General features: G+C 69.7%; 20 protein-coding genes and 4 pseudogenes. 14 read left to right on the forward strand and 10 right to left on the reverse strand.

All coding sequences use genetic code 11. From position 1 onward, the window contains the following. Positions 1 to 67 precede the first annotated feature (67 nt). The 3 genes from AB0959_RS08760 to AB0959_RS08770 all read right to left on the reverse strand — a co-directional run bounded on the left by AB0959_RS08760 (position 68) and on the right by AB0959_RS08770 (position 3,632). Positions 68 to 1,495: an amidase gene (locus AB0959_RS08760; RefSeq protein WP_366825600.1), complete on the reverse strand. Its 1,428-nt coding sequence runs from the start codon at positions 1,493 to 1,495 to the stop codon at positions 68 to 70. A gap of 335 nt (positions 1,496 to 1,830) precedes the next feature. Further along, complete coding sequence (locus AB0959_RS08765; protein WP_366825601.1) at positions 1,831 to 2,037, reverse strand: hypothetical protein; 207 nt, start codon at positions 2,035 to 2,037, stop codon at positions 1,831 to 1,833. Positions 2,038 to 2,702: 665 nt separating this feature from the next. Then, positions 2,703 to 3,632, reverse strand: a complete 930-nt coding sequence (locus tag AB0959_RS08770) for a DUF1963 domain-containing protein (RefSeq protein WP_366825602.1) — start codon at positions 3,630 to 3,632, stop codon at positions 2,703 to 2,705. Positions 3,633 to 3,736: 104 nt separating this feature from the next. Here AB0959_RS08770 and AB0959_RS08775 point away from each other — a divergent pair. Then, positions 3,737 to 4,086: pseudogene (locus AB0959_RS08775) on the forward strand (transposase); the annotation flags it as partial. Positions 4,087 to 4,116: 30 nt separating this feature from the next. On the opposite strand, the gene AB0959_RS08780 reads toward AB0959_RS08775, so the two are convergent. Further along, positions 4,117 to 4,494 (reverse strand): MerR family transcriptional regulator, encoded by a 378-nt coding sequence (locus AB0959_RS08780; RefSeq protein WP_366825603.1) that lies wholly within the window; start codon positions 4,492 to 4,494, stop codon positions 4,117 to 4,119. Positions 4,495 to 4,570: 76 nt separating this feature from the next. Between AB0959_RS08780 and AB0959_RS08785 the strand changes: the two genes are divergently transcribed. Next, positions 4,571 to 5,299 (forward strand): SDR family oxidoreductase, encoded by a 729-nt coding sequence (locus tag AB0959_RS08785; protein WP_366825604.1) that lies wholly within the window; start codon positions 4,571 to 4,573, stop codon positions 5,297 to 5,299. Positions 5,300 to 5,396: 97 nt separating this feature from the next. Here the strand turns inward: AB0959_RS08785 and AB0959_RS08790 are convergent. Next, positions 5,397 to 5,601 (reverse strand): annotated as a pseudogene (locus AB0959_RS08790) (transposase); the annotation flags it as partial. Positions 5,602 to 5,806: 205 nt separating this feature from the next. Between AB0959_RS08790 and AB0959_RS08795 the strand changes: the two are divergent. Beyond that, positions 5,807 to 5,920 (forward strand): annotated as a pseudogene (locus AB0959_RS08795) (CorA family divalent cation transporter); the annotation flags it as partial. A 300-nt stretch (positions 5,921 to 6,220) separates the two neighbouring features. Here the strand turns inward: AB0959_RS08795 and AB0959_RS08800 are convergent. Further along, on the reverse strand, positions 6,221 to 6,859 hold the full coding sequence (locus tag AB0959_RS08800) for an RraA family protein (protein ID WP_366825605.1): 639 nt from the start codon (positions 6,857 to 6,859) through the stop codon (positions 6,221 to 6,223). A 945-nt stretch (positions 6,860 to 7,804) separates the two neighbouring features. On the opposite strand from AB0959_RS08800, the gene AB0959_RS08805 reads away from it, so the two are divergent. The 8 genes from AB0959_RS08805 (at position 7,805) to gdhA (ending at position 15,939) form a co-directional block, all read left to right on the forward strand. After that, on the forward strand, positions 7,805 to 9,181 hold the full coding sequence (locus AB0959_RS08805; RefSeq protein WP_366825606.1) for an MFS transporter: 1,377 nt from the start codon (positions 7,805 to 7,807) through the stop codon (positions 9,179 to 9,181). Between the two features lie 28 nt (positions 9,182 to 9,209). Next, positions 9,210 to 10,031: a 5-oxoprolinase subunit PxpA gene (locus tag AB0959_RS08810; protein WP_366825607.1), complete on the forward strand. Its 822-nt coding sequence runs from the start codon at positions 9,210 to 9,212 to the stop codon at positions 10,029 to 10,031. Between the two features lie 19 nt (positions 10,032 to 10,050). Next, positions 10,051 to 10,791, forward strand: a complete 741-nt coding sequence (locus AB0959_RS08815) for a carboxyltransferase domain-containing protein (RefSeq protein ID WP_366825608.1) — start codon at positions 10,051 to 10,053, stop codon at positions 10,789 to 10,791. After that, the gene (locus tag AB0959_RS08820; RefSeq protein WP_366825609.1) at positions 10,788 to 11,798 is read left to right on the forward strand and encodes a biotin-dependent carboxyltransferase family protein; all 1,011 of its coding nucleotides are present in this window, start codon (positions 10,788 to 10,790) and stop codon (positions 11,796 to 11,798) included. Before AB0959_RS08815 ends, AB0959_RS08820 begins: the two co-directional genes overlap by 4 nt. Before the next feature lie 66 nt (positions 11,799 to 11,864). Next, positions 11,865 to 12,662 (forward strand): SDR family oxidoreductase, encoded by a 798-nt coding sequence (locus AB0959_RS08825; protein WP_366825610.1) that lies wholly within the window; start codon positions 11,865 to 11,867, stop codon positions 12,660 to 12,662. Positions 12,663 to 12,688: 26 nt separating this feature from the next. Next, entirely contained in the window at positions 12,689 to 13,861 is a 1,173-nt protein-coding gene (locus AB0959_RS08830) for an aminotransferase class I/II-fold pyridoxal phosphate-dependent enzyme (RefSeq protein ID WP_366825611.1), read from the forward strand. A gap of 32 nt (positions 13,862 to 13,893) precedes the next feature. Further along, positions 13,894 to 14,481 (forward strand): helix-turn-helix domain-containing protein, encoded by a 588-nt coding sequence (locus tag AB0959_RS08835; RefSeq protein ID WP_366825612.1) that lies wholly within the window; start codon positions 13,894 to 13,896, stop codon positions 14,479 to 14,481. Between the two features lie 111 nt (positions 14,482 to 14,592). Continuing rightward, a complete protein-coding gene (gdhA, locus tag AB0959_RS08840) occupies positions 14,593 to 15,939 on the forward strand; it encodes an NADP-specific glutamate dehydrogenase (RefSeq protein WP_366825613.1) in 1,347 nt (448 codons plus the stop codon). Positions 15,940 to 16,236: 297 nt separating this feature from the next. Here the strand turns inward: gdhA and AB0959_RS08845 are convergent, their stop codons facing one another. Next, the gene (locus AB0959_RS08845) at positions 16,237 to 16,374 is read right to left on the reverse strand and encodes a hypothetical protein (protein WP_366825614.1); all 138 of its coding nucleotides are present in this window, start codon (positions 16,372 to 16,374) and stop codon (positions 16,237 to 16,239) included. A gap of 192 nt (positions 16,375 to 16,566) precedes the next feature. Between AB0959_RS08845 and AB0959_RS08850 the strand changes: the two are divergent. Then, positions 16,567 to 16,740 (forward strand): annotated as a pseudogene (locus AB0959_RS08850) (CorA family divalent cation transporter); the annotation flags it as partial. Here AB0959_RS08850 and AB0959_RS08855 read toward each other — a convergent pair. From AB0959_RS08855 to AB0959_RS08865, 3 genes are all read right to left on the reverse strand, one after another. Then, the gene (locus tag AB0959_RS08855; protein ID WP_366825615.1) at positions 16,737 to 17,615 is read right to left on the reverse strand and encodes an alpha/beta hydrolase; all 879 of its coding nucleotides are present in this window, start codon (positions 17,613 to 17,615) and stop codon (positions 16,737 to 16,739) included. The pseudogene AB0959_RS08850 and the gene AB0959_RS08855 sit on opposite strands and share 4 nt — an antisense overlap. Before the next feature lie 26 nt (positions 17,616 to 17,641). Continuing rightward, entirely contained in the window at positions 17,642 to 18,343 is a 702-nt protein-coding gene (locus AB0959_RS08860) for an SDR family oxidoreductase (protein WP_366825616.1), read from the reverse strand. Between the two features lie 97 nt (positions 18,344 to 18,440). Further along, entirely contained in the window at positions 18,441 to 18,647 is a 207-nt protein-coding gene (locus AB0959_RS08865) for a hypothetical protein (RefSeq protein WP_366825617.1), read from the reverse strand. A 164-nt stretch (positions 18,648 to 18,811) separates the two neighbouring features. On the opposite strand from AB0959_RS08865, the gene AB0959_RS08870 reads away from it, so the two are divergent. Both AB0959_RS08870 and AB0959_RS08875 read left to right on the forward strand, forming a co-directional pair. Next, the gene (locus AB0959_RS08870) at positions 18,812 to 19,906 is read left to right on the forward strand and encodes a 4Fe-4S binding protein (protein WP_366825618.1); all 1,095 of its coding nucleotides are present in this window, start codon (positions 18,812 to 18,814) and stop codon (positions 19,904 to 19,906) included. A 117-nt stretch (positions 19,907 to 20,023) separates the two neighbouring features. Then, a complete protein-coding gene (locus AB0959_RS08875; protein WP_366825619.1) occupies positions 20,024 to 20,593 on the forward strand; it encodes a TetR/AcrR family transcriptional regulator in 570 nt (189 codons plus the stop codon). Positions 20,594 to 20,710 lie beyond the last annotated feature (117 nt).

A 20,710-nucleotide genomic window follows, 5' to 3' on the forward strand; every position in this document is an offset into this window, starting at 1 on the left:
TACCGACATCGGCGCAATGAGTGCAACTCCCCCTACCCGCCGCCTTGTGGGGACGTCTGCGAGAACGTCAGGACTCGGCGGGCTTCGCGCCGGTCGGCATCGGGGGGCGGCGCTCGCGGACCGGACTCACCGACTCCAAGAGCGAAGCCAGGCGGAGAAGCGCGTCCTCGGCATACCAGGTGGTCACGAGTTGCACGCCGATCGGCATACCGTCCGCTGTCGTACCGAACGGGAGTGACAGCGCCGGCAGACCGGTGAGATTGAACGGCACGGTGGCCCGCATGACGTCCCGCGCCGGGACTTCGACGCCGTCGACGAGGTGCTTGGGCTGGGCCGGCAGCGGAGCCGGGATCGTCACCACGGGGCACAGCAGCGCGTCGTAGTGGCCGAAGTGGGCCGCGAACTCGTCTCGCATGCGTTCGACGACCTGCTGGGCGTTGATCACGTCGTCCGCCGACGGCTCGTTCGCTCGCAGGGTGGCGCGCGCGACCCAGTGCAGGCTCTCCGCCTGCCCTTCGGTCAACTCCCGCAGGAACGGGAGCACTTCGGCCGTGTAGAGGGTGTTGCTGAGGTGAGTGGCGTTGTACTCCTCAAGGACAGGTATCCGCACCGTCTCGACGATGAGGCCCGCTTCGGTGAGGGCTGCGGCGGCGGCACTGACGGTGGCCGCGACCTCGGTGTCGACGGGGCCGAACGCCGTCGACAGCAGCACGCCGACCCGCTGCGGCGTCGCGTCGGCCGAGCCGCGCGGGAGGTCACGCGGAGCGGTCGCATATCCGTCGATGCCGTCGGGGCCGGCGAGGACCGGATAGGCGGCCGCGATGTCCCGGACGGTGCGGGCCATGGGGCCGACGTGCCAGTAGCGCCGCAGCACGGGCGGCCAGTGGCCCGTGTACGGGATGCGGCCGTGTGTGGCCTTCAGGGCGACGATGCCCGTGAAATGCGCGGGACCGCGGACCGAGATGGCCACGTCGCTGCCCAGGCCCAGCGGTGACATACCAGCCGCGATCACCGCCGCCTCACCCCCGCTCGACCCGCCCGGAGTCCGCCGCAGGTCCCAGGGATTTCTGGTACGGCCCACCAGGAGGTTGTCCGTCTCCGTCCAATACGAGAACTCCGGCAGGCTCGTCTTCGCGAGCGGAATCGCTCCCGCGGCGCGCATCCGCGCCACGACCGTCGCGTCGGCCTCCGGAACGTGGTCCGCGAAGAGGCGCGATCCCCGTGTGGTCACCGCTCCCGCGGTGTCGAGCGCATCTTTGATCGTAAACGGGACGCCGTGCAGCGGACCGAGGTCGTCCCCGCGCGCCACGGCGGAATCCGCCTCGTCCGCGGCGGCCAGAGCCTGCTCGTCGAGGAGAGTGATCACGCCGCGTATGTGCGGATCCACGGCCGCGATGCGTTCGAGATGAGCCCGCACCACCTCACGGCAGGAAACCTCGCGGGTGCGTATGCATCGTGCCAGTTCCGTCGCATCCAGAGCGTTCAGCACCGACACCCCACACCTCCACGCCGGTTCACCGCCGTAACACCCGCCACCCTACGGGTCTCTCCAGCACCACGAATGGCTCGGTGGCCTGGTCGTGCCGGTGCCAGAATCGGTCGGCGATGGTGTCCGGCCCGTGTTTCTGTCCGGCCCCACCGCTCCGACGACCACGAGGTGGGCGACGTGCAGCGGGGTGCCGGATAGCGCCTGGGACAGCAGGGCGATGTAGCTCTGCGGCCCGGACCCGATGATCGCGCTCGCACCCACGACTATGTGCGCAACAGCCTGACGAGAAGAAACAGAACGCCATGGGCAGCGGCTGGGGCCGGAGCCGTTGCGGGTGCTGTTCACCACAACTGCGGGCCGATGGCCACCGAGACGACGCCGGGTGCGTTCTGGCGGGGTCTGCGGCTGCTGGCCGTGGACGGGACCTGCTGGGACGTCGCCGACAGTGAAGCCAACGAGGCTGCCTTCGGCCGTCCGGGCAACGGCCGCGGGACGGGCCGCAGCGCGTATCCCCAGGTGCGGATGGCCGCCCTGGTGGAAGTGGGCACGCATGCGGTGCTGGACGCGGAACTGGCCGGCTGCCGCACCGGGGAAGTCACCTGGTCGGCCGCCTGCCCCGCTCCTGCGGCCCGGGCCGGCTCGTCCTGGCCGACCTCGAATTCCGCGGTGCGCCGTTGTGGCAGGCGTTTGCCGGCACCGGCACCGAACTGCTGTGGAGGGTGCCTGCCAACCGCGTCCTGCCAGTCACCAGGCAGCTGCGTGACGGCTCATGGCTCTCCGAAATCCGCAATCCGCGCGAGAAGCGGCCCCGCCCGGCATGAGCCGGTCACCGTCCGGGTCCTGGCCTACCAGCTGAAAGACCGGGCCGGGGCTGGTCCACCATGCGTTGCGCGAGCTCATGGTGCGAACCGCTGCCTGCCGTGGCCTGGATCCCGACCGCCTCTCCTTCACCGAGACCCTGCGTTCCGCCCGGCGCAGCGTGACCGTCACGCCGGGCAGCTCTTCCCCCTGACCCCCTGGTCAGAACCCTGGTACTGCTCCAGCAGGACCTCCTGGAACGGCTCCTGCCCGCCAGACGCCTGCGCAGCCAGCCCCGCGCCGTGAAACGCAAGATGTCCAGTCCTCTATTCGCGGCGCGGACGTTCGGACCGGACGTCGGATGTGGCGGGAGCGCTGGCTGGCGCACGTCCGAGACGTACGCCGGCAGCGTGACCTATTCGGTGAACGCGGTGTGGGACAGCGCCTGGTCGAACCGCCCGGCGGCGAGATCGTCACGGCGGATCAGGAACCGCGCCCGATAAACTTCCTCCGGCGCGAACTGGGCCAGCGTCACCCACTCCCGCATAACCCGCAGAGTTTCCCGTTCCAGATGCCCGTCCTTCTCACCCCGTCCGATGACCAGTTCCCCGGCCTGCCTCCGCGCATCGAGGTTCCGCTCGGCCATCTCGACCTCCGGGGTGTGCCACATGTGATCGGTGGCCAGCGCGCCGATGCCCCTGGTGTATCCGCCGAGTTGGAAAGAGGGCCAGTTCTCCGGCCACAGCTTCCCGGCGAGATCGCGAAGTTGCGCTTTGTGCGGCAACCGGAGGCCCAAGTGGTCGTCGTCCGACATGGACGCGCTCGGCGTACCCATCTCGTCGTCCTCGAGCCAGCTCGGCAACTCCGCCATCACTGCGGCGGCGAGTTGGTACTCCTCGCCGATGAAGGGCAGCGTCGTGTTGTAGAAGACCTCATCGGGGTGATCGGGTTTCTGGGCGGTCACCATCGGGGTGCCGGCCGGCACGTACACGACCCGCGCGTACTCCATCTCATCGTCTTTGTCGAATTCCTCGCGCTCGTCGTACGCCCGGTCGTGGTGCAGGAAGAAGAGTAACGAGCCGTCGGCCGGCAGCGGCAGGTCGTCGACCCGGGGAAGAGCCGCACAGTCGAAGGAGGCGATGAACGGCAGCGGCATCGAGTCGCAGGCCGGCCACGGCATCCCCTCGGGCAGCCGGGGGAGTCCGCCCATCTGCCCAACGGGCACACCGTCGTAGCCGGGGCTCGTCCCGATCGCGAACCGCAGGAATCCGGCGAACGTCGTGATCTCATCCTCCGGGATGCCCTGCTCGACGGCCGCACTGTGGAATCGTTCTCGATGGATCATGGCCGCGCATTGTGCCATATAGATGCAACCGGGGCGGGACCCCGTCTGCGGTCCTAGACGCGTAAGACGGTGTCCTACGTGGTGAGGCGGACGTTGGCCACGGTGTGGGGCGGGGTACGTGGAGTTGGATTGTTCCGGACGGGCTGTGGGAGATCGCGAAGCCACTGATCCCAGCATCGAGGGTGCGCCCGCCGGGCGGCGGAACGCAGGACACACCTGATGAGACGCTGTTCGCAGCCGTCATCTACGTCCTGGTCAGCGGCTGCGCCTGGCGCCAACTGCCGCCCTGCTTCGGGATATCGAAGCGACCGCTCACCGCCGATTCCTGATCTGGTCGAGAGCCGGCGTCTGGGGCCGCCTGCACGAAGCCGTGCTCCACCGGCTCGACGATGCCGGCCTCATCGACGTCACCCGCGTCGTCCTCGACACCGCCGACGTCCGGGCGAAAAAAGGGATCGCTGATGAGACGTCTGGCCGACCGCGCCTACGGGTGCGTGTCCGTGATCGCGATGACCTCGTCGAGGTGGTCCAGGGTGGCCTGCAGGTCGTCGATCTTGGCCTGGATGCGCTCGCGCTCGGCTCGCAGCATGGCTCGTTGCTCGGCGTCGGTGTGCCCGGCGTCCCAGCACGGAAGGAGTTCGGTGATCCTTCGGCTGGTGAGGCCGGCGGCGAACATCTCCTGGAAGAAGCGGACCCGGAGGATGGCGTCCTGCCGGTACAGGCGCTGGCCGGACGGGCTGCGCTCCGCGATGAGCAGCCCTTGCTGCTCGTAGTAGCGCACGGCGCGCACCGAGACGCCTGCACCCCGTGCCACCTCGCCGATGCGGATCAACCGCTCGGCCGCGGCCTCTGTGACAGTCATGGTGATTCCTCTCACCCCTGGCCCTGACGGCCAGCGCTTGCCTCTGACGCCAGCGTCAGGTTTTAGCGTACCGGCCATGGATATCAACAACGCCGTCGCCCTTGTCACCGGAGCCAACCGCGGCCTGGGCCGCGCCTTCGCCCAGCGCCTGCTCGAACGGGGCGCCCGCACGGTCTACGCTACGGCCCGCCGACCGGAGACCGTGGACCTGCCCGGAGTCGAGGTGCTGCCCCTCGACATCGCCGATCCCGCATCCGTGAGGGCCGCCGCCGAGGCCGCCCCGGACGTCTCGCTACTCATCAACAACGCGGGAATCAGTACGGGGACCGACCTGGTGACCGGTTCGCTGGACGCGGTGCGGCACGAGCTGGAGACCAACATGTTCGGCCACCTGGGAATGATCCGGGAGTTCGCGCCGGCGCTCGCCAGGAACGGCGGGGGCGCGATCGTCAACGTCCTCTCCGCCATGTCGTGGTTCGGGGGCAAGGGCGCGGGTGCCTACCACCTGACCAAGGCCGCCGCCTGGGCCATGACCAACGGCGTCCGCCTGGAGCTCGCCGAGCAGGGCACGCTCGTCACAGCGGTACACCTCGGCATGGCCGACACCGACATGGCCGCGGGCTGGCCCGTGGCCAAGATCGCTCCGTCGGACCTGGCCGACGCGGCGCTCGACGGTGTCGAGGCGGGCTCCGCCGAGGTCCTCGCCGACCAGTGGAGTCGGGACGTCAAGTCCCGTCTGCCGCTGACGCCGGAAGAGTTCAACGCCGCGATGGACCGCGCCCTGGCGGCGCTGATGGCGGCCTGAGGGGCCCCTCGGGCCGCACGGACTTCGGGCGGCTGCTTCTCCATCGGCCGCTCGAACTCCTCTACTTGAGGTTGAACTCGTGGTGTCGTGTCGCTGATCAGGCGGGTCCGATGGTCAGGCCGGTCCCGGCGAGGCAGCCGTCTATGAGGTGACTGCGGTAGTGGATGAGGCGTAAGCCGCGTCGGATGCGCTGGTCGAGGTGTTCGGGGGGTACTGAAAGCGACGTTGGAGAGCCATCCGCGTCGTAGGAGAGACCAGATGCCTTCGACGAGGTTGAGGTCGGGTGCGTAGGGCGGCAGGTAGTTGCGCTCCTCAGCCTCCGCGAGCAGGCCGACCAGGCAGCTCATGCCGCTGTTGCGCAACCGCCGATGGGCAAGGCCGCTGTCACTGGTTGGAGCTGTCCGCCACCGAGGCTTGTCAGGTCCCGCAGTGCCAGCCGGGTTCAGCCGCCAGTCCCAGACCGGAGTTTCGGCCGCGCTGGACCACATCGCCGCAGGTCAGCGCCACCAGGTAGACGACTTCAAGAAGATCTCTTCTTGGGCGGCCATTTTGTTCGCTCCGACGCTGGTCGGAACGATCCACGGGATGAACTTCAGGGAGATGCCGGAGTGGGTGCCAGGTCGGTGGGTTGAGTCCGAGGGGCGCGGGTGGGTGTGGTGCGGCTGGGCCGGGGGTTCGGGACGCCGCCGGGAGAGATGCCGCCGTGACGCCTTGGGTCCGGACGGGTGACCTTGGCTGGCTCTCTTGGAGCGCTGGGGAGAATCCGCGGAGAATGAGATGCGCTCCGCGTCGCCCGGTTCTCCCCGCCACCCCGCCACAAGTCGAACGGTCTTGTCGGACCTTCGGGCATCAGGAGTGCGTCGACAGCACCGCGCCCCGCGACGGCCACCCGCAGACGGCTCGGCGCCCGGTCCTCGACGGTCACCGGGCAGCCATGTTCCTCAGCGCCTCGACCTCGGCGTCGAGCGCCGCCTCGCGCGCGACGATCTCCTCGACGGCCGTGAGCGCTTCCTTGGCGCGGTGCGGCGGGATGACGATGACGCCGTCGCCGTCGGCGGCGACGATGTCGCCCGGGTTCACCACGACGCCGCCGAGGGCCACGGCTTCGCCGATCGTGCCCGGGCCGTTCTTGAAGGGGCCGGCGGGCGTCAGGCCGCGGGCGAAGACCGGGACGCCGAGCCGTTCGATGATCGCGGCGTCGCGTACATAGCCGTCGACCACCGCGCCGGCGGCACCGTGCACGGCGAACCTCTGGGCGAGGTTGTCGCCGATGATCGCGCGGCCGTCGTAGCCGAAGGCGTTGATGACGAGGATGTCGCCGGGGCGGATGTGTTCGAGCGCGGCGATCACGGCCTTGTTGTCACCCGCGACGGTGAGGACCGGGAGGGCCGTGCCGACGGCCCTCGCGCCGTTCCAGACGGGGGCGATGCCTCCGTCGACGACGTTGAGCCGGTCGAGGGCGTCGCCGAGGTTGGCCACGGAATGGCCACGGAACTGCTCCAGCACCTGTTCCTCGACGCGGTCCCACGCGGTGTTCACGCGCACGTTGTCCTGGGTCATCGCGGGTTCCTTCGGGTGGTGGGTGTGTGGGGGGACGTCGGATGAGGGGAGGGGATGGGAGCCGCCGAGTCGCCCGGGGACGTACGCCGGGACAGCGGGCGGCGGGCGGCGGGCGGCGGGTACAGGGCGCCTCACCTCGGGTACCGGCCCGCGTGCACAGAGGCCCCGGCTACCCCGGTGGGGGCTTCGGACAAATCTCTGCGGCGGTCACGTTCTCGCGGCGGACGCACTCTCGGCCACTGGTGGTGTGCCGCACCGTCACATCCGGCACATCCGGTTCTGTGGGCCGGCCGGGGGCGAGGGATCAGGCGGTGCCGCGGTTGCGGCGGCGGGGATCACGGTTCATCACGTCCCATTCAGGAAGTGCGAAAGATTTCGCGTTTCGCGAGAGTCAGTGTGCATCCATCCGAGGTGCCGTGCAAGAGGCGCTGTGCACGGAGCTGCCGCGCCACGTATCGCCGGTGTCGGCACCCAAGATGCGACCGGGCGGGGTCGAGGCGTGAAGGATCGACTGCACCATGTGGCCGAATCTCGCCCCACCGAAAAGCCGCCGACCATGGAATCCATCGCCACGCCGCCGCGAGAGGCATCAAGTCCAAGGCGGAAGCAGGACGGAAGCGGAAGGTTAACGTGAGGGCAACACGCATCCTTGACCGGCGCCGGAATGCGAATCTATTCTCATTCGCGATTCAAGTCGCAACTTGGCTCTGAGCTGTTCCGCTGCCTTCCACGGTGACCGTCCCCAGTGACCTCACTCGTGTGAGCCGACATCTGAACAGCACCGTAGCCACGCAACTCCCCTGAGGCGCCGTCACCGGCTTCCCCTCATGACCCACAACGTATGGGTACACCTCGACCCAGGAGCGATCGTCGCAAGCGGCCACGCTCAGGGCGCGATCCTCAGGACACCGTCCCCGGAGTCCGCGACATCGAAAGCGAACGCGTATGGCAGCGTCAGATCGGCTCGACATCCCATCAGACCGTCACGAAGCATCGCCCCAGACCCCCGACGCGGCTGCTGCCGGCGTCGTCTCCGCCGATGACAAGGTCGTCCGGAAGGCCACCGTCGCCGGCACGGTGGGCTCGTTCGTCGAGTGGTACGACTACGGCATCTACGGCCTTCTCGTCACCTATCTCGCGGTCAACATCATGGGGAACGCCGACAGCGGAGGGCTCTTCCTCACCAACCTCGGTTTCCTCATCAGCTTCCTCGCCCGCCCCTTCGGCAGCGTGATCTGCGGCTATCTCGGGGACAAGCTCGGCCGCAAGCGGCTGCTGGCCACCCTCCTGGTGCTCATCTCCGCCGCGACGGCCGCGCTCGGCCTCATCCCCTCCCGCGCCACCATCGGGATCGCCGCACCCGTCCTGCTGGTCCTGCTCCGGATACTCCAGGGCTTCTCGGCCGGGGGCGAGGTGGCGGGCGCCATGTCGTTCGTCGGCGAGTACGCGCCGGACAAGCGCCGCAACTTCATGATGAGCTTCATCGCCGTCGGCTCGTTCGTGGCTCTCCTGTTCGGCAGCACCCTCTCCGCCGTCCTCATCACGGCGCTCGGCGACGACGCGATGACCTCCTGGGCCTGGCGGGTGCCGTTCCTGGTCGCCGTACCGCTCGGCTACGTCGGCTTCTACATCCGCAGCCGTCTTGAGGAAACCCCGCACTTCGTGGCCCTGCGCGAGCAGAAGACCGTCGCCCGCAACCCGCTCAGGGAGGCACTGACGTCCAAGCGGCACCTGAAGGCGATCGCGCTCACCATCTTCCTGCCCGCCCTCAACGGCCCCGGTTACTACCTGCTGTTCGTCTACATGCCGACGTACCTGAAGACCTCGCTCGGCGACCACAACTTCTCGATGGTCCGGGCGCTCCTGGTCACCGCGTCCAGCCTGGTCGCCATCGTGATCTGCATTCCGCTCATGGCGAGGTTGTCGGACCGCATCGGCCGCAAGCCCGTACTCGCCGTCTCGGCGGTCGCGATGGCCGTGGTCTCCTACCCCATGTTCCTGCTCATCACCACCGGCAGGTTCGGCCTCGCGTGCCTCGGCACGGTCGTGCTCGCCATAGCGTTCTCCGGTCACGCCGCGGTGGTGCACACCATGCTCGCCGAGATGTTCCCGACCAGCGTGCGCTACTCCGCGTACAGCATCGGGTTCAGCATCTCGACGGTCATCTTCGGCGGCAGCGCCCCGCTCGTGATGACCGATCTCATCGAATCGACGGGGTCCAACCTGATCCCCGCCTTCGCCTCGATCATCACCGCCGTGATCACCCTGGTCACCGTGGCCTTCCTGCGCGAGACCAAGGGCCGGCCGCTAGAGGCCCACTGAACCGAACCGCACTTCGGGAGAAGACACCATGTCATCCGGAAACAACTCGGTAGCCGTCGTCGCCGACCTCGGCGAGAGCTTCGGCAACTACACGATCGGCGACGACGGAGCCCTGCTCGGCCTCGTCACCTCGTCGAACATCGCCTGCGGCTTCCACGCCGGCGACCCGCGCATCATGGACCGGACCGTCGCCGACTGCGTCGAGCGCGGCATCGAACTCGGCGCCCACCCGGGATACCCCGACCTGGTCGGCTTCGGCCGCCGGCTCATCGAGGCGACCGAGGAGGAGATCCGCACCGACGTCCTCTACCAGCTCGGCGCCCTCGACGCCTTCGCCCGGGTGCACGGCGGCACCATCAGCCACGTCGCCCCGCACGGGCGCATGGGCTCGATCGCCCAGACCGACGCCAAGCACGCGCGGGCCATCACGGACGCCGTCGCCGCGTACAACAAGGACTACGTCGTCATCTGCCAGCGCGGCCTGCTCGCCGAGGAGTCCCGCAAGCGCGGCCTGGAGGTCGGCTACGTCTTCCTGGCCGACCGCGGCTACGGCGACGACGGCATGCCCGTCCCGCGCTCCCACGAGGGCGGCCTGATCCACGACCCCGAGCTGATCGGCGAGCGGTCCGCGCAGGTCGTGCAGGAGGGCACCGTGCGCTCGGTCGACGGCAACGTGGTCCCGCTCGGCCACGACGCCGACGTCCTGCTCCTGCACGGCGACCACCCGAACGTCCTCGCGAACGGCACGGCGCTGCGCGCCGCGCTGGACGTCGCGGGCGTCCGCGTGACCGGCCTGCGCGAGGTCCTGGAGGACAAGGCGAAGAAGGCGGAGGCCGCGCTGGCCGGCTGAGGGCCGAGCGCACCAGGCGATGACCACTGCACAGTACGGTGCCATCACCGTCGAGCCCTTCGGGGACTCGGCGGCGATGGTGACCCTCCCCCACACCGGGCAGGCCGCCCGCAGGGCGGGGATCGTAGCGTTCCGCGACCGGTTCCTGGCGCACCGCCCGCATGGTGTGCTCGACGTCGTCTCCGGTCTCGAATCCCTGCTCGTCGAGTTCGATCCGTTGGAGACCGCGTTCGAGCACGTGGAGTACGCGGCCCGGCTGGTGGCTCGGTGGGCGCCGTCGCCCACGGACGATCCGGCCGGCCCGCGACAGGTGCGGACGTTCGCCATCCCCGTCGTCTTCGACGACGAGCACGGTCCCGATCTGGCGTCCGTCGCCGAAGAACTGGACCTGTCCCCCACCGATGTCGTCGAGGCGATGGCCGAGTCCATCTTCACCATCTGCCTCCTCGGCGCGGCGATGGCCCCGATGATGGACGGGCTCAAGGTGCCCCGGCCGGTGCGCCGAAGGGCAGAGCCCCGCACGGACGTCGTCCCCGGCGCCGTCATGATCGCCGGGACCAACGCGATCATCCAGCCGTTTCCCGGCCCGACCGGCTGGCGGGTGGTCGGGCGCACCCCGCACACCATCGTCGACATCTCCCGGCCGGATCCGGTCTCCTTCGGCCCCGGCGACGTCGTGCGTTTCGTCCCCGTCACACCGGACGAGGCCGCGTTGCTGGACACCGGGTTCCTGCTGCCGACGGCGGAGGTGACCGCATGAAGACCGTGGCGTTGGACGTCACCAGCACCGGATGGATCACCACGTTCCAGGATCTCGGCCGGTGCGGCACCGAACAGCGCGGCGTTCCCACCGGTGGCGCCGCCGACCAGCACTCGGCGGCCGTGGCCAACCTCCTCGCGGGCAACCCTCGCGGCGCGGCCCTCATCGAGAATCTCGGCGGTGAGCTGGCCCTGGTGCCGGACACCGACGTCCTGCTCGCGGTGACCGGTGCGCCCTCCCGGGTCACCGTCGCGGGTTCGACGGCCGACAGCTGGGCACCGCTGGTCGTACCAGCCGGGCACGAGGTGCGCGTCCGCGGGGACATGAGCCGGGGACTGCGCACCTATGTGGCGGTCAACGGCACGCTGAGCACCGAAAGACTGCTGGGCAGCGCGGCCCCGGACCCCCGCATGGGCTTCGGACAGCGCGTCGCCCCCGGCGCGCGCGTCCTGCTGGAGACGGCGTTCCGGGGCTTCGGGCGCCGGCCCTTCGAGGCGGCGCTGTTCCGGCTCCCCGTCCCCGTGCCGCGTTTCGACGACGGCCCCTGGGTCGTCGACGTCGTCGCCACCCACGGAGCCCGATCGCTCCCCGGTATCCGCGAGGTGATCGAGGAGTCGGTCTACGTCGTCACCCCCCGCTCCGATCACGTCGGGCTGCGGCTCGACGGACCGGTACTCCACCCGGACACCGACACCGAGATCGTCTCGCACGGCGTGCCCGTCGGGGCGCTGCAGATCCCGCACGCGGACGAGCTGATCGTCCTCGGCCGCTACCGCAGCCTGACTGCGGGCTACCCCATCGTCGGCGTCGCCTCGCGGGCGTCCCTGTCCCTGCTCGGACAGGCAGGACCGGGACGGGAAGTCCGGTTCCGCTGGATCGACCGAGAGACCTCACTGCGTCGCCTCGCCCGCTGCGAGACCGAGGTACGCGCCCTGGCGCGGGCGGTGGCCGGGGCCTTCGGCGCACTCGGATTCACGGCGGCCTTGGCCTTGCCAGCCGCAAATTGAGAATATATTCTCATATGCAAGACGTATGTCATATCGTTCGTCATGTCGTCGATGAAGGAGAAGACGGTGACCACGTCGCCCGGCACAACCGCGCTCATCACGGGAGCGGGCAGCGGGATGGGGCGCGAGACCGCGCTGCTGCTCGCCCGTGACGGTGCCGCCGTCGCCCTGTTCGGCCGCAGGCAGAACGCCCTCGACGAGGTCGCCGCCGCGATCCGCGCCGAGGGCGGGACCGCGCTCCCCCTCGCCGTCGACATCACCCGCGCGGACGAGGTGACACGCGCCCTCGACCAGGTGCGCGCCGAACTCGGCCCGGTGGACGTGCTCGTCAACAACGCGGGCAGTTCCTCGTCGGTGCTCAACCCGCAGTGGCTCCCGCACGAGGAGTGGCGCGAGGTCCTGGAGGTCAACCTGACGGCGGTCTTCCAGCTCACCCAGGCCGTCCTGCCCGACATGCTCGACCGGGGCACCGGAACCATCGTCACCGTCTCCTCTCTCGCCGCTGTCAACCCCAACCTGCTCGGCGGCGCCGCCTACGGCGCGGCCAAGGCGGGCGTCCGCAACTTCATGACCTTCCTGCACAACACGTTCCGCAACCAGGGCCTGCGGGCGATCACCGTGCTGCCCGGTGAGGCGGACACGCCCATCCTCGACAACCGCGCCCGGCCTCCGGAGCCTGAGGAGCGTGCCGCCATGGTGCAGCCCGAGGACGTGGCCGAGGCCGTCCGCCTGGCCGTCACCCTTCCCCAGCGCGTCGTGCTCCAGGAGATCGTCGTCGCCCCCACCCGGCAGCGCGACGTGGCCGCCGACCTTGAGATCAGCCGCTGGGCGGGGGCGCCCGCAGACGCCGCACCGCAGGTCTGACCACCCGCTACCAGGAGGAGGAGCGCATGCCGCCCACCATCACCACGCAGCCGCCCCTGTTCGACACCGCAGACGCCGTCGCCCGGATCGCGGCCGCCTCCCGCCGGACGCAGCAGCCACAGTCCCGGGCCGACCTCGTCTCCCTCGCGATGGGCGAACCCGACTTCGACACACCCCAGCGGGTGACCGAGGCGGCCCATGCCTCCCTGCGCGCCGGACGCAGCCACTACTCGCCGCTGCTCGGCGAACCGGCCCTGCGCGAGGCCCTCGCCGCGAGGCTGGCCAAAATCGCCCAGGCGCCGGTGTCCGCCGCGGATGTCCTGATCACTCAGGGCGGCACCGCCGGGCTCGCCGCGTCGATCCTCGCCATCGTCGACCCCGGCGACAAGGTGGTCGTCCCCGACCCCACCTACTCCCTCTACGGCGACCTGGTCGCCATGGCCGGCGGCACCGTGGTCCCCGTACCGCTCGCCCCGGACCTGCACTGGGACCTCGACCGGCTCGCCGACGCCCTCACGGACGCCAAGCTCTTCGTCTTCTGCAACCCCGTCAACCCGACCGGCATCGTGCACGGCCGCGAGGAGCTCGAGGCCCTGGCCGGCCTGCTCGACGGCACGCCCACCATCGTCATCTCCGACGAGGCGTACGCCGACCTCGACTACACCGGCCGGCCCTTCACCTCGGCGATCTCCGTCGACGGCCTGCGCGAGCGGACCCTCTACTGCCAGACCTTCTCCAAGAGTTACGCCATGACCGGCTGGCGCGTGGGCTACCTGTGGGGGCCGTCGCCGCTCATCCAGGCGTCCGCGCGCGTCCACAACACCTTCAACGGCTCGGTCAACACGGTCGTCCAGGACGCCGCGCTGGTCGCGGTGGAGAGCTGCGCCGAGGACGTCGCGAGCATGCGCGCCGCGTACGAACAGCGCCGCGAGATCATGCGCACCGAACTCGCCAAGATCCCGGGCCTCACCCTCAGCGCACCGGAGGGCGCCTTCTACCAGTTCCCGCGCTACGACCTCGACCTGCCGTCCGTGGAGGTCGTGGCGGCGCTGCGGACGGCGCACGGTGTCGCCGTGCGGCCAGGCAGCGAGTTCGGGGCCCAGGGCGAACATCACCTGCGGCTGTCGTACGCTGCCGGCCCGGAGGCCATCGTCGAGGGCGTCCGCCGACTGGCCGACGGTCTCGCAGCCCTGCGATGAAAGCAGACCCGCGCGCACCGAGGAGCCGCCCCATGCGCAGTGACACCGAGCGCAACCGCAGGCATCTCATCAAGGCGGCGGCACGGCTGTTCGAGAACTCGCCCACGCCGGTCAGCATCGCCGAGATCGCCAAGCACGCCGAGGTGTCCACCGCGACGGCCTACCGCCACTTCTCCTCCGTCGAGGAGATCCTGTACGCCTTCCGCGCCCAAGTGGGCAACGAACTGAGGGACTTCAGCGCACAGCAGACCACCAGGGGCCCGGCGAAGCTCGAAGCGGTGTCGAGGAAGTGGGTGTCCCTCGTCCTGGAGCACGGCGGCGCCATGGCACAGATCCGCTCGCACCGCGGCTATCTCGAGCGACTGCGAGAAGCCACCGGCTACCTCGTCCCGCAGGCCGAGGCGCTCGCCGAGCCACTGCGGCAGACCACCGAGGAACTCGGCCTGGGAGACCTCGGCGACGAGGCGCTCTACCTGTGGAACGCGCTGTTCGACCCGCGCGACATCCTCGACCTCATCAAGAGCGGACGCACCGAGGACGAGGCCGCGACCCGCCTGGTGGCCGCACTGCGCGGCGCCCTGATCGGCTGGGCGGCAGCGGACCGGACGAAGTCCGACTGACAGCCGGCCGGGCCGGCGGCCGGCTCGACACTCTTTTCCTGCCGGGCCGCCCTTCCCACCGCAGGCATGCCCGCCTCTCCCAGCCCCGCACCTGAACCGAAGGACAGCCCCATGGATGTCAGCGCCCAGATCGAGGCGGTGTACGACAACCTCCGTGCCCGGGACCCCGGCGAAACGGAGTTCCTGCAGGCCGCACGTGAAGTCCTGCACGCGGTGGGCCCGGTGCTCCAGGCGCACCCGGAGTACGCGCAGGCACGGATCGTCGAACGGGTCTGCGAGCCCGAGCGCCAGCTGATCTTCCGGGTCCCCTGGGTGGACGATCAGGGCACGGTGCAGGTCAACCGCGGTTTCCGGGTGGAGTTCAACAGCGCCCTCGGACCGTACAAGGGGGGTCTGCGGTTCCATCCCAGCGTCAACCTCGGCATCGTGAAGTTCCTCGGTTTCGAGCAGATCTTCAAGAACGCGCTGACCGGCATGTCCATCGGCGGCGGCAAGGGCGGCTCGGACTTCGACCCCAAGGGACGCTCGGACGGCGAGGTCATGCGCTTCTGCCAGGCGTTCATGACAGAGCTGTACCGCCACCTGGGCGAGCACACGGACGTCCCCGCGGGGGACATCGGGGTGGGCGCCCGCGAGATCGGCTACCTCTTCGGCCAGTACAAGCGGATCACCAACCGCTACGACGCCGGTGTCCTGACCGGCAAGCCGGTGGGCTGGGGCGGTTCACACGCCCGCACCGAGGCCACCGGGTACGGCGCGGTGTACTTCGCCCAGGAGATGCTCGCCACGCGCGGCCAGGGCTTCGACGGACGCCGCGTGGTGGTCTCCGGTTCGGGCAATGTCGCCGTCTACGCCGCGGAGAAGGTCCACGCTCTGGGCGGACGCGTGGTGGCCTGTTCCGACTCCTCCGGTTACCTGGTCGACGAGGACGGTCTCGACCTGAACCTGCTCAAGGAGGTCAAGGAGGTGCGCCGCGCCCGGATCTCCGCCTATGCCGAGGCGAAGCCGACTGCACGGTTCTCCGCCCGCGGGTCGGTGTTCGACGTCCGTTGCGAGATCGTCCTGCCGTGCGCCACACAGAACGAGCTGGGCCGGCAGGACGCTGTCGCGCTGGTGAAGAACGGCGTGCTCGCCGTCGCCGAAGGTGCCAACATGCCCTGCACGCCCGAGGCGGTCGAGGTGTTCCGCGAAGCTCAGGTCCTCTTCGGCCCGGGCAAGGCGGCCAACGCGGGCGGGGTCGCGACCTCGGCGCTGGAGATGCAGCAGAACGCCTCCCGCGACAGCTGGTCCTTCGAACAGACGGAAGACCGGCTTGCCGCGATCATGAGACGGGTGCACGCCCGGTGCCGTGGCACCGCCGAGACCTACGGAGGCACTGCCGACGACTACGTGCTCGGCGCCAACGCAGCGGGTTTCCTCCGCGTCGCCGAGGCGATGACGGCCCAGGGAGTCGTCTGAGCCGATGCCTCACACCGGTGTGGTCGCCTGAGCGCGGGCCGGGCCGCCCACGCGCGACGGCCCTTTCTCACGCCGTGTGGTCGGCTGTCGGCAAGGTGATACATCCGCATCCACCCCCTATGACAACGCCGGCCTTCACGACCACAACCGGGTCCTGAAGGCCGACGTCCCGCCAGCCCCCGGACTGACCAACAGGATGTCCTTGGCCTGGGCGTGCACGATGCGGTGGGCGTACGGGGCGATGGTCGCGACCGGGTCGATGCCGATCCATGTCAGGTGCGAGGGATCCCAGTTGAGCTAGAGGCCCAGGTCGAACATCCACTCCCAGAGCTCCGGCGAGTAGGCCAGGTTGCCGGGGTAACGCAACAGGACCGTGGCCACGTCCTCGGTCCGCACCGCGGGCCGTGGACGGTGGTCGAGAAACTTGCCACCCACTCGACCAGATCACACCAGTGCGAGCCGATGTCCGCGAACGCCCGCGACGGCCCGCCCTCGCCCGGATCCGCCCGCCACGAGGAGACGTCCTCCGACAGCATCCAGTCCCGCAGATTGCTGCCGTGGAGCAACTGCCAGGCGCCGAACTCGCCGCGCAGCCGACGGTCCCGGATCTCCCGCGCAAGCGGGTGCTCGTCCTGGGCGGCGATCCTGTTCGCCCCGACCCTTGTCGGGACGATCCACGGGATGGACTTCCAGCACATGCCGGAGCTGCACTGGGTGTTCGGGTATCCCTTCGCGATCCTCCTGATGGCGATCGTGTGCACCAGTTTGTACGTCAGCTTCAAGCGGCGGGACCGGCTCTAGGCCACCGCGTTCACAAGGTCGGCCAGTACATCGGGCCGTTCCAGGGCGATGAAGTGGCCGGCCCTCGGCACCTGCGTGAACTCGGCGGCCGGCAGCAGTTCCTTGTTGGCTTCCCGGTCCGAGGGCCGGGACCAGTCCTTCTCGCCGTAGACGAGGTGGACGGGGGCCTTGACCTCGGGATAGCGCGAGCGGGCCGCGATGAGGCTGGGCAGATTCTGGTACACGGCCCGGGCGACGGTCGGGTAGCCGGGGCGGCCGCCCACCTGGAGGAGCTCGTCCACGTAGTCCTCCCGCAGCGCGCTCTTGTCGCCCAGGCCGCCCTGCAGGATCCTGCGGAGGGCTGCCCTGGGCTCCACCCCGGCGACCACCGGGCCCACTCCCGGCGTGAGGACACCGCTGACCACCACGCGGGCGAGGAGACCGGACCGGGCGATTCCGCCGCGGAAGTCGTAGGTGTTCACCGCGACGACGCGCCGTACCCGCTCCGGCAGATCGGCCGCGACGGTCAGGGCGAGCACCGCCCCCATGGACTCCCCGACCAACGTCACGTCATGGAGGTCCAGTTCGGTGAGGAGCCGCTTGACGCCCGCGCGCATGGCCGGCTCGTCGTACGACGCACCGGGCACGATCTCGGAGTAGCCCATCCCCGGCAGGTCGAGGGCGTGGACGGTGTAGTGGTCCGCGATCAACGGGATGAGGAGGCGGAAGTGCTCGGCCTGCGTGCGCACGGTGTGCAGCAGGACCAGGGGAGCACCGCTGCCCGCCTTGAGGTAGCGCAGCGTTCCCTCGCGGCTGTGGCGTCCTGCGCGCGGGGCGATGGCGTGGCTGGTGGCCCCCGGAATGTGCATCGTGGGACGTGGTCCATGACTGGGCATGTCGTCGGCTCCTTGTGCGTGAAGGACTACTTCGCCAACTGGGCGTACAGCCCTGCCAGGTCGCCGGACAGGCCCGCCTTGACCTGCCGCGAGATGTCGTCGGCGAGCACCTCGTACGCGCCCGTCTCGACCCCGTCGAGGGCGAGTACGGCGACGTCACGAGGGTCGGACTTGGGCGCGTCGACGTCCGCCGCCAGGTCCGTGTCCACGTACCCCACGTGCAGTCCGGTGACAGCGATGCCGCGCGGCCGCAGCTCCAGGCGCAGGGAGTTGGTCTGCGACCACAGAGCGGCCTTCGAGGCACTGTAGGAACCGCCCAGGGCCAGCCAGGACAGCACGGAGTGCACGTTCAGGAGGTGGCCGCCGCCGTTGCGCTCGATGACCGGCACGAAGGCCCGGGTGAGATGCAGCGGGCCGTAGAAGTTGGTCTCGAACTCCCGGCGTACGTCGTCGACCGGGGAGTCGAGGAAGGACGCGCTGACCGCGGCACCGGCGTTGTTGACCAGTACGGTGACGTCTTCGGCCTGTGCGGCGGCCGCCGCCACGGAGGCCGGGTCGGTGACCTCCAGCGCCACCGGGATCGCATCGGGGTGCGTCACGCCGCGCGGGTCACGGGCCGTGGCGTAGACCTTGCCGGCACCGCGCGCGTACAGCTCCTCCACCAGCGCCTTGCCTATGCCCCGGCTGCCGCCGGTGACGAAGACGTTCGCGCCCTTCAATACGGTCATGACTGCCTCCACAACGAGAAACCGATCGGTTTCCACCACGGTAAACCGATCGGTTTTCAGGCGCAAGCTCTTGCACGAGCGCGTCGGCAGCGGGGCGTCAGCGCTGAGCGGCGCGGTTCATCTCGACGACCTGCTCCAGCGCGGGCTCGGACGAGAGGGCGGCGAAGCACTCCGGCACGCTGTCACGGATCCGCGCACCCCTGACCCGGTCGGCCGCGGCCAGGGCCGGTCCGAGCTCGTCCAGGGTGAGCGCGGTGCAGTAGGCGGGACCCATCGACCGCCGCCGGAACGCCCTTCGTCCCACATGAAACGGAGGCAGCGTCCGGCCAACTCGCCATCGCCCGAACCCTTCGACCGGAAGCCGCTCGGCTTGGGCTTGCATGCCGAAACCGATCGGTTTACGTTGGTGAAACTGATCGGTTTCTCGCCGTGGAGGCGAGTCTCGAACCCCCATCACCAGGAGCACGGATGACTGCCGCGCGCGACACCGACGGACACCCGACGGATCCCAGGCTTCCGGCGAAGCTGGCCGCCCACCCGTCGGTACAGGCCGTACTCGCCCGGCGCGGGGCCGGTGACGCCGTGAGCCCGCCGGCGGTGATCGACGCGGACTGGCTGCGCGAGCTGTGCCTGGCGGCCGGCGCGGACGACGCCGCCGCGGTCAGCCTGGACCACCCCGACCTGGCCGGAGAGCGCGAGCACGCCCAGTCCGCGCTGCCCGGCACCCGCACCCTGATCGCGATGGCGGTCCGGATGAACCGCGACAACTGCCGCTCCCCGGCCCGCAGCGTGGCCAACCAGGAGTTCCACCAGGCCGACGAACAGGCCAACCACGCCGCCCGCAGCGTCACCCAGGCGCTGCAGGACGCCGGCTACCGTGCGCTCAATCCGTCCGTCGGCTTCCCTCAGGAGATGGACCGCTTCCCCAGTGAGCGGATCTGGGTGGTGGCGCACAAGACGGTCGCGGTGGCCGCCGGACTCGGCGTGATGGGCCTGCACCGCAACGTCATCCATCCGAAGTTCGGCAGCTTCGTCCTGCTGGTCACCGTCCTGGTGGACGCTGAGGTGAGCGCGTACGGGCAGACGCTGGACTACAACCCCTGCATCGACTGCAAGTTGTGCGTCGCCGCCTGCCCGGTCGGCGCCATCGCCAAGGACGGCGCCTTCGACGCGCTGGCCTGCACCACGCACAACTACCGCGAGTTCATGAGCGGGTTCACCGACTGGGCGCAGACCCTGGCCGACAGCGAGGACGCCGCCGACTACCGCTCCCGGGTCACCGATTCCGAGAGCGCCTCCATGTGGCAGAGCCTGAGCTCGCCCCCCGGCTACAAGTCCGGCTACTGCCTTGCCGTCTGCCCCGCCGGCGAGGACGTTCTGGGCCCCTACCTGGATGACCGCACGACGTTCATGGACACCGTGCTGCGGCCACTCCAGGACAAGAAGGAAACGCTGTACGTCCTGCCGGGCTCCCACGCCCAGGAGTACGCCCGGCGCCGTTTCCCCCACAAGCCCGTCAAGGAAGTCACCGGCGGCTGGCATCCCCCGGCGAAACGCTCCTGAAGTGCGGCGACCGAGGCCGGAGCAAGTCACCCCCAGGCCGTCGCCGAGCCTCCGTCCGGACTCCACCGCGGAAACCGATCAGTTTTCATTCTGTGTGAGTCGAGTTAACCTCGCAGTATGACCACCGAGGCGAAGCCAAGCCCCCGAGAGCGGCTGCTGAATGCGGCGGCCACCCTCACCTACCGAGACGGTGTCGGTATCGGCGTCGAGGCCCTGTGCAGGGCGGCAGGGGTGTCGAAGCGCTCCATGTACCAGCTGTTCGAGAGCAAGGACGAACTGCTGGCGGCGAGTCTCGAGCAGCGCACTTCCGCCTTCGTGGCGACACTCCTGCCCGCGGCGGACGACGGCCGGTCACCCCGCGAGCGGATCCTGCACGTCTTCGAGCAGGTGGAACTGCAGGCGGGTGCGCCCGAGTTCCGAGGCTGCCAATATCTGGCCGTCCAGATCGAGCTCAAGGATCAGAGCCATCCTGCGAGCCGGGTCGCCCATCGGGTCAAGGAGAACCTGACCGCCTTCTTCCGCGCCGAGGCCGAGCAAGGCGGGGCGAGCGATCCCTCCCTGCTGGCGCGGCAGCTCAGCCTGGTCTTCGACGGTGCCAGCGCACGCGCGGGAGTCGGAGCCGACAAACTGACGGGGCTCATCGCGCCCACGGTGATCACCCTGCTCGACGCAGCAGGCATGCGCTGACTTCGAGAGTCGGCTCCATGGGTGCGGCCGAGGAAACCTTTGCTACGCCAGTGCGCCGCCGCCTGAAGGCGGGGGCGCACTGGCGTACTTCACTTCATCTCGTTGTGCACCCGGCCA

This window comes from Streptomyces sp. NPDC046862 (genome assembly GCF_040704615.1).
GTDB lineage: Bacteria > Actinomycetota > Actinomycetes > Streptomycetales > Streptomycetaceae > Streptomyces.